The sequence below is a fragment of the Dickeya sp. Secpp 1600 genome, from assembly GCF_003049805.1.
In the GTDB taxonomy this organism is placed as follows: domain Bacteria; phylum Pseudomonadota; class Gammaproteobacteria; order Enterobacterales; family Enterobacteriaceae; genus Dickeya; species Dickeya fangzhongdai.
On the sequence record NZ_CP023484.1, the window covers coordinates 2,501,140 to 2,514,800 of the forward strand.

Annotated in this window: 14 protein-coding genes; 8 read left to right on the forward strand and 6 right to left on the reverse strand. The window is 50.6% G+C overall.

What is annotated here, in order from left to right; genetic code table 11:
• Positions 1-19: 19 nt before the first annotated feature.
• A complete protein-coding gene (locus tag CPA59_RS11230) occupies positions 20-376 on the reverse strand; it encodes a DUF1283 family protein (RefSeq protein ID WP_038919055.1) in 357 nt (118 codons plus the stop codon).
• A 271-nt stretch (positions 377-647) separates the two neighbouring features.
• Complete coding sequence (gene ydfG, locus CPA59_RS11235; RefSeq protein WP_038919056.1) at positions 648-1,397, reverse strand: bifunctional NADP-dependent 3-hydroxy acid dehydrogenase/3-hydroxypropionate dehydrogenase YdfG; 750 nt, start codon at positions 1,395-1,397, stop codon at positions 648-650.
• 318 nt (positions 1,398-1,715) lie between these two features.
• Here ydfG and CPA59_RS11240 point away from each other — a divergent pair, with 318 nt between their 5' ends.
• Positions 1,716-2,486, forward strand: coding sequence for a class I SAM-dependent methyltransferase (locus CPA59_RS11240; protein WP_107759377.1), 771 nt, complete (start codon positions 1,716-1,718; stop codon positions 2,484-2,486).
• Between the two features lie 32 nt (positions 2,487-2,518).
• On the opposite strand, the gene CPA59_RS11245 is transcribed toward CPA59_RS11240, so the two are convergent.
• The gene (locus CPA59_RS11245; protein WP_038919058.1) at positions 2,519-3,745 is read right to left on the reverse strand and encodes a glycosyl transferase; all 1,227 of its coding nucleotides are present in this window, start codon (positions 3,743-3,745) and stop codon (positions 2,519-2,521) included.
• Positions 3,746-3,762: 17 nt separating this feature from the next.
• Entirely contained in the window at positions 3,763-4,596 is an 834-nt protein-coding gene (locus tag CPA59_RS11250; RefSeq protein WP_107759379.1) for a mannosyl-3-phosphoglycerate phosphatase-related protein, read from the reverse strand.
• 116 nt (positions 4,597-4,712) lie between these two features.
• On the opposite strand from CPA59_RS11250, the gene CPA59_RS11255 reads away from it, so the two are divergent.
• Positions 4,713-5,309 (forward strand): N-acetyltransferase, encoded by a 597-nt coding sequence (locus tag CPA59_RS11255; RefSeq protein WP_159077937.1) that lies wholly within the window; start codon positions 4,713-4,715, stop codon positions 5,307-5,309.
• 524 nt (positions 5,310-5,833) lie between these two features.
• On the opposite strand, the gene CPA59_RS11260 is transcribed toward CPA59_RS11255, so the two are convergent.
• Together CPA59_RS11260 and CPA59_RS11265 are read right to left on the reverse strand one after the other, a co-directional pair.
• A complete protein-coding gene (locus tag CPA59_RS11260; protein WP_107759383.1) occupies positions 5,834-6,838 on the reverse strand; it encodes an acyltransferase in 1,005 nt (334 codons plus the stop codon).
• Positions 6,839-7,239: 401 nt separating this feature from the next.
• Complete coding sequence (locus CPA59_RS11265) at positions 7,240-7,758, reverse strand: ClbS/DfsB family four-helix bundle protein (RefSeq protein WP_107759385.1); 519 nt, start codon at positions 7,756-7,758, stop codon at positions 7,240-7,242.
• A gap of 463 nt (positions 7,759-8,221) precedes the next feature.
• Between CPA59_RS11265 and CPA59_RS11270 the strand changes: the two genes are divergently transcribed.
• The 6 genes from CPA59_RS11270 to CPA59_RS11295 all read left to right on the forward strand — a co-directional run bounded on the left by CPA59_RS11270 (position 8,222) and on the right by CPA59_RS11295 (position 13,631).
• On the forward strand, positions 8,222-8,914 hold the full coding sequence (locus CPA59_RS11270) for an expansin EXLX1 family cellulose-binding protein (protein ID WP_038668498.1): 693 nt from the start codon (positions 8,222-8,224) through the stop codon (positions 8,912-8,914).
• 398 nt (positions 8,915-9,312) lie between these two features.
• Complete coding sequence (locus CPA59_RS11275; RefSeq protein WP_049853997.1) at positions 9,313-9,978, forward strand: DUF3313 domain-containing protein; 666 nt, start codon at positions 9,313-9,315, stop codon at positions 9,976-9,978.
• A 144-nt stretch (positions 9,979-10,122) separates the two neighbouring features.
• Entirely contained in the window at positions 10,123-10,752 is a 630-nt protein-coding gene (locus tag CPA59_RS11280) for a paraquat-inducible protein A (protein ID WP_159077938.1), read from the forward strand.
• Positions 10,745-11,365: a paraquat-inducible protein A gene (locus CPA59_RS11285; RefSeq protein WP_038919065.1), complete on the forward strand. Its 621-nt coding sequence runs from the start codon at positions 10,745-10,747 to the stop codon at positions 11,363-11,365. Before CPA59_RS11280 ends, CPA59_RS11285 begins: the two co-directional genes overlap by 8 nt.
• Complete coding sequence (locus tag CPA59_RS11290) at positions 11,362-13,026, forward strand: intermembrane transport protein PqiB (protein WP_107759389.1); 1,665 nt, start codon at positions 11,362-11,364, stop codon at positions 13,024-13,026. Before CPA59_RS11285 ends, CPA59_RS11290 begins: the two co-directional genes overlap by 4 nt.
• Entirely contained in the window at positions 13,023-13,631 is a 609-nt protein-coding gene (locus CPA59_RS11295; RefSeq protein ID WP_107759391.1) for a membrane integrity-associated transporter subunit PqiC, read from the forward strand. Before CPA59_RS11290 ends, CPA59_RS11295 begins: the two co-directional genes overlap by 4 nt.
• The last annotated feature ends 30 nt before the right edge of the window (positions 13,632-13,661 follow it).

The window sequence follows — 13,661 nt, forward strand, 5'->3', positions numbered from 1 at the left end:
TGGCAGTATAGGTGAAAAATCAGGGTGTTACCGGGCGGCCAGAGCGACGATCAAGGCAACGTAATGAATTGGGCTCCCAGTAAGCATTGAAGTTGGAACTGGCTTTGCATTTCTCTTCAAGCGCTTCGGCCATATCGGCCTTGTCGAAATCTCTGTCCGCCTTGTCGACCCGTTTTTCGAGATGCTTGTTGACTTTATTACGCAAGGTGCGTGTTTCGTTCCAATCCTCGCTGCTCTGACGCGCCGCTTCTTTGGATAACGCACTGTTGCCGTTATCAATAATGATATGTTGCGCTGCCTGTGCAGACTGCAAGAGACTCAGACTAAACAGCGATGAAGTAAGAAGAAGGAGTAGATTACGTGTTTTTTTCTGCATGTTTCACCCAGACAGGAATTTCTGTAAATACGATCGTTGTCATAACCAAGAATCATTACGGTGACTATAGCATCCGCCGCCATAGCCAAACTATAACCAACCCGAAATATTCAGGAAAACGCCTTAACGCCCTCAGGGTAGCAGCGAGGCCATAATCCTGAACATTGACACGTGCTCAACAGCAAAGATAGATCCCTGAATCGCCCCGCGCTGTTGGCGTACGCGTGGCAAGCGGTAACCGCTACCGCGCCGAAAAGCCAGAACGGGGGATTTACTCGTCGCGATTAACCTTAAGACCGCCGTAGGTTTGGCTCACCGGCATCATTTCCAGCGTGTTGATGTTGACGTGCGCCGGCAGTGTCGCTACCCAGAATACCGCTTCCGTCACATCTTCCGGCGTCAGCGGGTTGGATTTATCATAAGTCTGGCTGACCTTGGCCTCATCCCCTTTGAAACGCACGGCAGAGAACTCGGTTCCGCCCACCAGACCCGGCTCAATATTGGTTACCCGCACCCGGGTGCCGGACAGGTCGGCGCGCAACCCCAGGCTGAACTGGCGTACGAACGCCTTGCTGGCACCGTAGACGTTCCCGCCCAGATAAGGCCAGTTGCCTGCAGTAGAGCCGATATTAATGACATGGCCGGCATTGCGTTTCACCATTTCCGGCAACAACGCATGGGTCATGAACACCAGCCCCTTATTGTTGGTATCGATCATGGTTTCCCAGTCGCTGACGTTGGCTTTGTGAGCCGGCTCCAGCCCTAATGCCAAACCGGCATTGTTGACCAGCACATCAATATTGCGCCATTCAGCAGGCAGAGAGGCGATGGCCTGCTCGATAGCCTGTCGATCGCGAACATCGAGACGCAGCGTGAGAAGCGCCGCGCCAAACTCGGCTTTCAGCGCATCAAGACGATCCTGACGGCGGCCCGTGGCGATAACCTGATGACCTTCCTTGATAAACCGCCGGGTAATCGCTTCACCAAATCCCGCCGTTGCACCGGTAACAAAAATAATCATGCATTTTTCCTCTTTCATTCCTGACTGCAGTGATCACTGACTCTGTGATGCGTTGTCGCAAAGAGCCAGCCTCATCGTCCGCTGTGACACCATCATAACAATGAGCATACCTTAACCCTGAAGCTATCTCTATGTCAGTATTGATCTTTTCGGGAAGCCTCGCAGGCAGGATTCACACTTGCAGTATGTTGCAAACATAACCTCGGGCAGGATTCCAGCTTAGCTAAAACAGGTTTGTCACACGCGGTTTTTTCACACTATATTGCTTTGTCGAGGCAATTATTGGTTTGGGTATTGATAACACGGGTAGGAACACACATGGAAAGCAGTAAAAGTCACCAGCAGTCCGTCGAACAACAATTTGGCGAGCAGGCCAGCGCCTATCTGAACAGTGCCGTTCATGCGCAGGGAGAAGATTTGGCCGAATTGGCTCGCCGTCTGCAGGGTAAAAACCATGCCAGCGTGCTGGACTTGGGCTCCGGCGCCGGTCATGTCAGTTTTACCGTTGCCAGCCTGGTCGGCAACGTGGTGGCATGCGATTTATCGCCGCGCATGCTGGATGTCGTAGCCAGCGCCGCACAGGAAAAAGGCCTGACCAATATCAGGACTCAACAGGCGGTGGCGGAATCATTGCCGTTTGCCGACGGCAGCTTTGACGTGGTGATCAGCCGTTATTCGGCCCATCACTGGCAGGATGTCGGTCAAGCCTTGCGGGAAGTAAGAAGGGTGCTGAAACCGGGAGGCGAAGCCATCCTCATGGATGTGGTTTCACCAGGACACCCGGTGCTAGATGTGTATTTACAAACCGTAGAAATGCTGCGCGACACCTCTCACGTGCGCGATTACACGCCGGGTGAATGGCTGACGATGCTGAGTGAAGCCGGGCTGACAGTACGTTCGCTGCAAACTTCACGCCTGCATCTGGAATTCCAGAGCTGGGTGACGCGCATGCGAACCCCTGAACATTTTGTCACCGCCATTCGTGCTCTGCAGCAACAGATGTCAGCCGAGGTCACACGCCATTACGACATTCGACAAGATGGCTCTTTCACCACCGATATTGCGTTTATCGTCGTCAGCCAGGGCTAAGGGTATCGCCCCGTTGGGGGCGATACGACGAGTCATGCGCCGTGCATTTCCTGATTATCTGCTTCAACGGCGTCGTACAGCCGCTCCAGAATATCAGGGAATGCCGACTGAACCCGGTTCCAGCTGGGTACAAACGGTTTATCCCCCGGACTTTCGCTGTATGCCTGGCCGGATAGGGTAATGACATCGGCAAACAGCTCCACTGCCGACTCCTCGGTATGCCGGTCAAAATGCAGGCCGTTCATGCGCGCATCGTGTTCAAACGAATCGATCATATCCAGCGCGGTGCGGTAGTAAGTGGCGCGCAGCACCCGGAATGAATCGGTCGTGATGTTGACGCCCTGAATCGCCAGTTTGCGGTACAGCGCTTTAGTGATGTCCATTGCCATACGCTGCAACCCGGAGCTGGGGTCGTTTTCCGATATCGGCTGATGTTTGTGGTCATAGTTGTCGGCAATATCCACCTGGCAGATACGGCTGGTCGCCGTTCCCCGATGGATTTCCGACAACATGCCGATCTCCAGCCCCCAGTCGCTTGGGATGCGTAGATTACGCAGTACATGGCTGCGCATGGCGAACTCACCGGATAACGGGTAGCGGAAACTGCGCATATATTCGAGGTAATCAGAATTACCGTAAACGCTTTGCAGTGATTTTAATAGCGGGAATACCAGTAGCCGCCCGACGCGCCCGTTTAATTTTCCTTCGGCTACCCGAGCGTAGTAGCCTTTACAAAAGTCGTAGTGAAAATAGGGATTGGCGATCGGATAGAGCAGGCGGGCCAGCATGGCGCGATCATAGGTGACAATGTCACAATCATGCAGCGCGATGCACGCAGTACGACGCGACGCCAGGGTATAACCGACGCAAAACCAGACATTACGGCCTTTTCCCTGTTCCATCGGCGCCAGTTCCTTATCGGCCAGCTCCTGGCTGAGCCGGGTCAGACGGGGGCCGTCATTCCACAAAATGCGGTGCCGCTGTGGGAGTCGGGAAAAGAATTGCCGGGCAAACAGAAACTGATCGCGGTCCGCCCGATCAAGCCCGATAACAATTTCAGACAGATAGGGTACCTGAGCCAGCATATCGACAATCTTGTCCAGCGCCGGACCTTCCAGTTCTGAAAACAGGGAAGGGAGGATCAGCCCCATGCTGCTTTGACCAGAAAACACCTGCAGCTCGTATTCCAGTTCCTCTACGCTGCGTCGGGTAAGGTTATGAAAATTGGTGATAATACCATCCTGATAAAACTCACTCATGTTGTGTTCCTCCCTAATCAATCAAGCAGTTCAGCCCCATAACGGCTGATAAAATAGGTTAATCCTTCACTCCAGCCAGCCGGTCCGACTGCCTGTGTGCGATAGGATTGACCACAAAAATTGGGTGACAACGTCACCTTTTCGCTAACGCGCCCTTTAATGATGACGGCATAATCGGTTGCCTCCAGCAGCGAAATATCATTCGGTCCGTCACCTAAACCGAGGGTGACCAACGACGAATGGGCTGTCGATTCAATATGTTGCCTCAGCCAGTTCACTGCTACGCCTTTACCGATGCCTTCATGCATCACGTGAAAAAAACGGCCGCCTTCGGTCAGCGACAAGTGTTTTTGAGCCAGACACGCCCTAAACATTTCCAGTGATACCTCATCCCCTTGCCACAGCACGGGTTCTGAGGCGGTGCGTTGGCGAGCCAGAGCAGCTTGCGACAGCGTTAGGCCGGTGACAGCCGCCACAGTGGCATCGTCCATGTCGCTAAAACCTCGGAACAGAAAACCATACTGCGCGCGTAAAGCCTGTAACTGTCGGCAAATGTCGGGATAAGTACGTGAAGTGGGCGGTCGTGATGTCTGCAACCGTGTTTGCCAGGATGCCGGCAGCAGGATATGCGCGCCGTTTTCCGCGATGGCCGGCATGTCGTGCAATTCCAGTTCCTGCTGAATCGACATAATTTCTGCCGCGGTTTTACTGGTCGTGATAACCACCGGCACACGGTGGGACCGCAGTCGCCTCAGCCACGGGAGAGCCTCATCCCAACGATAGGTGTCATGGTCCAGCAGCGAGCCATCAAGATCGGTAAAAATAACCCAGTTTTTAGTCAATTCAGGCATTTCGTCTCCTATAGGCGCTCGACAGGTATTGATTTATCCAGAGTACGGCACAAGACAAACTGACATGCGGATCGGGCGGGAAACGCTATTAGACTGATTATTTTGATGAAAATGATTTGAGTGCTCTATTAAGCCTATGCACAGATCACCGTTTTCGCAAATTCAGCGCCAAAATGACCGCTGAAGCAAACTGCTGGCGAAAAATCAGGGCTGAGCATAAGGTAAAAGCTATTGATGATCTCAATCGAAAGAGAATGTTCATGACGACCAGGATGCAAGATCTGCGGCTGTCCACAGCCAGTAAAGCCGATTACCGATGGATAGAAGAGTTAAGCAGAGCAAATATGATGGATTACAATCGGCGTTATGGCCTGATCTGGAATGGAGAACGTTACAGTACCTTACTGCATTCACTCGATGTATTGGTTATCTGTTCTCACCAGCATAGCGCCGGGTTTGTCAGCCAGCAGATTAATAGCCAGGATTCATTTTGCCTGATAAACGATTTGCAGCTTTACCCACAATGGCAAAAGAAAGGCATGGGGACATGGGTATTAGAACAAATCGAAGGGCAAGCACAGCAACAGGGGCTAAAAAGCCTTCGCATTTGTGTCTTTCGGGATAATCCGGCCAAAGTCCTTTATCAGCGTCATGGGTTCAGGCCAGTCAGTGAATCGATGGAGATCCTCAGGCTGAAAAAAGCATTATATTGAATGGGATTACCAGTCAGGAACGCCAGAACCCGCCGGATCTCATCTTGGTTCGCATAATGTATATTATGTTAAATTGTGTTTGGCGGGAAACTAGCTCATTCAAGTTACAATCAATCATACACTTACCCTTTCCACGCCGTTGCGTTGTAGCCGAAGTCAAGGCTCACACAGTTGACATTAACCCAGCCCGATCGGATAGATGCTTAAGAACCATTAGTTCACTACTTTGACTACTGTCATCCTCCCTTCCAACAGAATATCTCTTTCCGGATTGTGATGAGTCATCCCGTTCCAGTATTTCTGTGTGGCCACACGGATTCAGCGCTCAGGTGCCACCCATCAGTCCTGAGGAGATTACTATCCACTGTCACTTCTACAGTTGCATGTCCCTTAGGGGCACAAAATGATGCATTTCGGCACGTGGTTGTCCTTTGCAGGTAACACTTTGCCTTATCGGCTCCTCGCCGCCGCCTGATTGCATCCCTGACACTGCTGCGATCCGGTTCGCGGTGAAGCGCCGAAAATCACACAATTCGTCTTAAGTAAGGGACTTTTTTTATAAAAAAAACCGAAACCACGCAACATGCGAAAACAATCATGGACATCAACGGTATGGAGACGATGGAATAATCGATCCATCGTCTTGCGGCCAGATAATAAAAAACCTCAATAAAAACAGGATGAATTAGATAAATACCCAGACTAACATCAGATAAAAACCTCAATTTATTGCTATGAGACTTACGTAGGCGGGTAAATTTCAAAATCCACATAACAGAAATAGACATAGCTATAACGTTAAAACTTAAATAGCTATAAAAATAAAGACCTATTTCTTTTCCTGAAAAAGACGATAGTGAATAGTAACCAATACAAGTTAAAGACAATGAAATTAAAAACAGAAAGATATAAAATGAAAGATGTTTGCTGGTATGATTTTTTGCGATCAGATGACCACAGATGTAATATGGAACATAATAAATGAATTCACCAACAAACAAGAAATCACTATTCCCGATTAAAAAATTATACATGTCACTTAGAGAGCAAAAAACAAACATCAGGAAAACGAAAAACAACAGCCGTTCTTCACTCATATTAGCCACTAACACCCTAATCAGCGGAGTGAACATATAGAGCCCTATTATCATGTACAAAAACCACATATGATAATAAGGCCTTCCATTCATGACGCTTTTTAGTATGTCGCCCTCCCCCTCACCATTTAATTTGGCTTTAAATAAACTCCATGAAATAAAGAAAAAAGACCAAAATAATAATGGAACCAATATCTTACCTATCCTTTTTTTGTAAAAATCAGATAGATTTTCGATCCTTCCAGGAGAAAGCAGTAGCGCCCCGCTAATCATAATAAAAACAGGAACACACCAACGAACTGATGAATCATATAAATTACCCGCCCACCAGGAAAAAGTCCCAAGCTCGGCCTGGGTTACCGTATAAGCAGAGATATGCAAAACAATAACAGCAAAAGTTGACACAATCCTCGCTATATAAAGCCATTCCATTTTATTATGTTCTCTTTGTTATACTTATGATAAATAATCAATAATGCATTATATTTTATAGATAATAATTAGAACTTACCCTAACCAATAACTGTTGATTGGTGTGACCGGAACGTATCCCCGGATAGCGCATTTTTAACGGACAGGGGAATCGTCCGGATCAATAGCCAGGCGTAACGAACACCCCGAAATATGTAAAGATATCGAGGCTACCCAGATTAAAAAATGGCAATTAAAATGATCCTAATGGGATAATGGCTCAATCATATCACAGTAAAAATAGCATTCCACGCATAAAACACGCTTACTGGCATTATAAAAGGAATTTTTTCCTAATTGGTTTGTGAGCGTGGTGTCATCGTTCCACACCACCTTCCGGCTGACGACATGTCAGCACGGTCTTACTTTAAGCGAATGTGATTATTTTTCGCCCACTGCCTTAATCTGCCATTAGCATTGGCATAAGGTGACGATGTGTTAAATGAGATCATACGTCCCATTGTCCATTTGCCATACCATGACTTTCCATACAGTTCTTCATTAGTGCGCTCATCAATAAGCTTCACTATTTCATCTTTTGCCGACTGGAGATTGTTTATTAATGACGGGTAATTTAATTCTTTGTAATCCATGTAAAATTTCTGTGCCAGTAGCCCAAGTTGATTCCACTTATAACCGGTTTCCGGGAAGTCGACAGGCTGACCTCTTGCATCATCGGTGATCCACTTTACCACCAGCGTGTTCCATCCCAGCAAATACGCAACAAGATCACACACGCTCATCTCCGTGCCTTTTGCATGGCCATCCATCGATTTATCCGAAGTGAGTTCAGGCGGAATCGCGCTAAGGTAACCGATTAATTTATTGAAATTTTTATCAATAGCGGAGAGCAGATCAGACTTTGTTTGTGGGACACCCATCAAGAATTCCCTCTCAGGTTTAAAACAGATGATATGAAGGCAGTGTCTGGTGTTTGAAAAGCAATCAATTATGTACCACTCATCACAACAGGGGAAGACTCATGAGAAAACACGGGTTCAGAGCAGTGCCGGGTGCATGCGCAACGATGAGTGGTGATGATGCCCTGATGCTAAGGCTCACCGGCCAGGCTGGCATGAACACTCCCGACCGCTGTCACTAATTTCCAATCAGTTCTTGATTGAAGATGATGAGTATCATTGCATTACATCATGTGATTTCCCTACTTATTCCTCCTGACGTTATATTTAATCAACGCCATGAAAAATAATTTTTCATGATGAATGGTTACTCTATTAATTAATTTTGAGACTTATCTCATTCACTGAAATATAAATATTTAACAATGTTAATGTGAAGCAGGACGTGCTTCTATCTTACATCAAATAATATATGGACGTGAATATGATGAAATTCAAAACGGCTTTATTAATATCTTCAGTGTTATTACCTCTGTCCCACAGTTCTCAGGCTGCCTGGGAACTTGGCGATATCTGCTATGGCTATGCGACCGCCACGGGTTCGGGTTATTCCGGCGGCGCTTTATTGTTGGATCCGATCCCTGCCAATATGGAGATAACCGCGTTAAACAGGACGCAACTGGACTATAAAGGTGTTAAAGCCGCACTCGCCGGCGCTTATCTCAAAGTCACCGGGCCGAAGGGAAGCACTATTGTATATGTTACTGATTTATATCCTGAAGGCGGTGATTGCGCACTGGACTTGTCATTCAATGCGTTCGAGAAAATTGGCAATTTGCAGGATGGGAAAATTAATATCCAGTGGGAGCTGGTAAAAGCGCCGGTAAGCGGCAATGTGGTGTACAGAGTTAAAGAAGGTTCTAATCCTTATTGGGCGGCAGTACAATTCAGAAATGTCAAATATCCAATTATTGGGATGAAATATCTGCGAGGCAGTCAGTGGGTTAGTGCGCCAAAAACAGATTACAATCACTTTATTCTGGAATTCGTTGGCAAAAATGATATTCCGATCGAATTTACCGATATCAAAGGCAATATATTAAGCGATACGCTTCCGCCGATGTCAGACAGCACGTCATCCGCCTATTTGATCACCGGAAAAGTCCAACTGCCCTAATCTCCATGATGACAAGATGCCCTTGAGTAATGAGAGTTGCCGGTTATACCGGTAACTCTCTTTTTAGTCCCCTTCGCTTTTTTCATTAAATCGCAATCGCGACATTCGTGTTTTTGTCCGCAAGCCGGCTATCCACGCCGTGTGTTTCTAACCGCACAGCGTGCTGCCCACCGACACCCTCACCTGCCGCTCTGACAACCAACACCATGCGGCATGCCCGCAACATTCCCTTGACAGTTCAAGAATGCCAATGCAAAACTATACCGTACAGTTCAGTTAAATACTCGGCACGATCTTATCGCTAACCGGGGAGCTAACACCGTGTAGAGAAGGTTTCCGCCTTCATCAGGGAAGTGTTACGTCATCAACAACAAGTTCTTTATTACAGGATACGTCAAATGAAAGCATTCGCCCGGGCCGCCCAGCCAGCCATCGTGACTCTCGCCATCTTTTTGGCCGGTTGTTCTGGTAGCCAGCAACCCTTACGCTACACCGGTATTGGGTCATCAGCCCAGCTGACCCCTAACAGTGGTGATGCATCCGACCGAATCCCCTTCAGGTACGCCGCGCCGGTGGACTGGAAAAAGTACAACAGCATTATCATTGAGCCTGTCGTGGTTTATTCAGGCAGCGACAATCAGTTTGGCGACCTGTCCACCGCTGACAGGCAACAACTTGCCGCCTATATGCAAACAAAGTTCGAAGAGGCGCTGCGCCCGCGTTTCAGACCAGCGACAGCATCTGCGCCAGATGTTTTACGTTTGAAATTGACGCTTACCGGTGCGGAAACCACCACGCAGGTTGTGGGGACATTCACCAAATTCGACTTGGCCGGCGGGCCTTACAACATCGTGCAGTCTATCCGTGGGAAAGAAGGCATGTTCAGCGGATCGGTGAGTTACGCTGTCGAGATCTACGACTCTACTTCCAATCGCTTGCTCCATGCCTATGTCGCCAAACAATACCCGAACGCTATGAATGTCTCTGCCAGCATTGGCTCGTTGAGTGCGGCAGAAGTCGGGCTCGATAAAGGCGCGGAAGAGCTGGCCGGCATCCTGAAATAAGCGATTCCCGTTGACCGGCAGAATCGCCCGCGACGCGTTCCCGTGGGCCCCTCGCGGTTATACCGGTGAATGTTAAAGACCACAGATAACCGAAAACCGGTTATCTGTTTCACCTCTTAAATCTTGCTGAGTCTGTCCGCCGCGATGAAAAGCTACCCGTATTTGATCGCCTGCCCACACTGCGGCTGCGTGTATCGCCTCCGCCCTCTGGTCGGCAAAGATGTGGCGCAATGTAGGCGTTGTCTGACCATTCTTTATCGCTCACCCCCGATGGATCCGGCACGTTTACTCCCTCTGGCCTTTGCTTGCGCCGTCACCTTTTTGATGGCCAATGCCTGGCCGGTCATGACGGTGAGTTTTCATGGGCTAACGCATGACGTGACGCTCTGGCAATCCATGTGGTCGCTTGCTCAGGGCGATACCTTCCTGCTGGCGTGGTGTGCGGTGTTGTTCCTTATTCTTGCCCCTTCATTACAAATCATGCTGTTAACCTGGATTTTGTTGTTCGCAAGCGCCGGTCGACGAGCGCCGGGCTTTATTGCCCTCATGAAAACGCTGCGGTGGCTACGCCCCTGGAACATGATGGAAGTGGGCCTGCCCGGTTTTCTGATCGCAGCGGTGAAACTGTCCGGCCTGCTGGATGTTGCTGTCGAGCCCGGAGGGTGGTTTCTGGTTGCCTCATTGATGCTGGTTCTGATGATTACCCGTCAGGATAATCATTGGCTTTGGTCGCTTGACTCAGCCGTTCATCGCGGAAGGACGCATCATGCATAAAGCGCCTTCAGCTCGTCAGATGAATGTCTGCGATTGCCCGGTTTGCGGTCTGGTTTGCGACGCGCCGGCGCCGAATGACAGCGCAGCCCGTTGCCCACGTTGTCACACCCGGCTTGATGCACATTCCCCGGGAAGCACCGCCTTGTCGTGGGCTTTGCTGCTTGCCGCCCTGATTCTTTATATTCCGGCCAATACCTTGCCGGTGATGTACACCAGTCTGCTCGCCAGCGCCGGCGAAAGTACGATTATGACTGGCGTTATCGATTTCTGGCAGCACGGCTCGTATGGCATCGCCCTGATAATATTCATTGCCAGCGTCGTGATTCCTTGCATGAAATTCCTGTCCCTGATGATCCTGCTGGTCACCGCGCGTCGGAAAAGCGTATGGGCAAGACGCGAGCGCACCCGGCTCTATCGCATAACGGAATGGATAGGCCGTTGGTCCATGCTGGATGTGATTGTCGTTGCGGTGGTGTGCAGCCTGGTTCGTTTTCATACGCTGGGAGAAGCGGAACCCCGCCCCGGCATTCTGTTTTTTGGGCTGGTGGTTATCCTGACCATGCTCTCCGCCATGAGTTTCGACCCGCGTTCGATCTGGGAGGATGAGCAATGAATCAGATGTTACCGGGCGAGATCACCGCCATTCGTCGCAACTGGCGTCATGCCGCTATCTGGTTCGTCCCGGTTATCGCGCTGGCGATCAGCCTCGCCATGCTGGTTCAGTCTCGGCTGGCCGCCGGTCCTGACATCACCCTTTCCTTTCGCGGTGCGACAGGGCTTGAAGCCGGTAAAACCACGGTCAAATACAAAGACGTTACGGTCGGAATAGTAAAAGATATCGTTCTTAACGATGACGGTTCCCGTGTACTGGTCAGGGTTCAACTAAACAAAAACGCAGAGAATCTGGCGCGTACCGGCTCACGGTTTTGGGTAGTCAGGCCACGCGTGGGGATGAGCGGCGTCAGCGGTATTGATACCCTGTTGTCCGGCGCCTATATCGGTGTGGACAAAGGCTATTCATCGGAAACCCGGCGCGAATTTACCGGTCTGGAAACCCCTCCTGCCATTATTAATGACATGCCCGGCAGCCACTTTGCCATTGACGCCGACGATTTGGGATCGCTGGATATCGGCTCACCGGTTTATTACCGCCGGGTACAGGTTGGGCGCCTTGCCTCTTACCATCTGAAAGAAGACGGCCGTGGCGTCAGTTTGCAGGTTTTCATTGACGCGCCTTATGACCGACTGGTGCAGCCTGACACCCGTTTCTGGAATGTCAGCGGCGTCGACTTATCCGTCGGCACCAACGGCTTTCGCCTGAAAACACAGACCGTGGCGGCGGTGCTGGCCGGCGGCATCGCGTTTGCCACACCGGATGGCAATAAAACGCCGGCGATTAACCCCTCTGTTAGCTATCGACTGGCGCAGGATCAGGAATCCGCCCTGTCGGCGCCGGACGGACCGGCAATTCCATTCCGGCTTCGGTTTGAACGTGCTTTGCATGGTCTGGATGTCGGCGCGCCGGTAGAATTTTCCAGTGTTACCATCGGCCGGGTCGTGGCCGTCACGCTGGATTATAATCCCACCGGCTATCGTTTCCCGACGGTAGTGGATGTTGAAGTGTACCCCGCACGTCTGGGGAGTTTGCTGAATAAACTCTCTGGTTCATCGTCATCGGCACCCTCTTCGCCGGCAGAAACCGTCAACAGAGCCGCCCAATTCACCCGCGACCTGGTCGCCCACGGGCTGCGGGCCCAGGCGGTTCCCGGTAACCTGTTAACCGGGCAGCTGTATATTTCATTCGATTTTGTGCCTGATGCCCCCAACGTTCCCTTTAATTCAAACGCTCGCCCTATCGAATTACCGACCGTCAGCGGCGGGCTGGATAAATTGCAGGCGCAATTGGGCAGTATCGTCGCCAAAGTTAACAAAATGCCGCTGGAGTCCATCGGCAACAACCTGAACAACACCCTGGTTGAACTGAACAAAACGCTGCGGCTGGTCAATAGCCAGACATTACCGACGGCGAACAGCCTGATGAAACAAACGCAGCTGACGACGGAAAACGCCCAGGAGCTGATAGCGGAAGACTCGCCATTGCTGATTCATTTTACCCAGACGTTGCAGGAAGCGAGCCGGACGCTACGCACCCTGAGGGAATTTACCGAACAGCTGGAGCGCAACCCGGAGTCGCTGCTGCGTGGGCGTACACCGGCTCCGACCCCTGACGCAGCGGATGACCGCGCTACTTCGCCCAAAGGAAAACATCCATGAGATTGATGCTGCCGCTGCTCGCTGTCATCACGGTTCTGACGCTACCGGCCTGCCGTTCCCCACAGGTTCGCTACCATACGTTGGTTCCCCCTGCCGCCGGTGTGGTATACCCGCACCCGGCGTTATTCGAGATTGATTTATTACCGATCGAGGTACCGGCGCAGGTGGACAGGCAGCAGGTGGTAATTCGCGATGGTCAGGATGGCGCCATGATTCTTGACGACGATCGCTGGTTGAGCCCGCTGAGCGATGAGATTCACACGGCACTGTCATCACTGCTGGTCCAGCGGTCGGGCGCCCAAGATGCATCGGGGCAGCCCCTGCCGCGCGATATCCCGGTGCTGCGGATCCGAATGCAGATTCGACGCTTTGACAGCTGGCCCGGTCAGTTCGTCTCGCTAGACGCCGACTGGAGTCTTAGCGTCAAAAACGGAGATAAACGCCTGAAACTGTCTTGCCGCAGCCAGTTAACGGAAAGCGCCGTCGGCGATAACGCGCACCTGTTTTCTGCCTGGCAAAAGATTATTGCACAGGTCGCGACGCAGATGACGGAAACCGCCCGGCGGTGGCAACAACATGAGGGCAACATAGCCTGCCAATCGTGAAACAGAAAAGCGGTATGTAAATAAACAGAA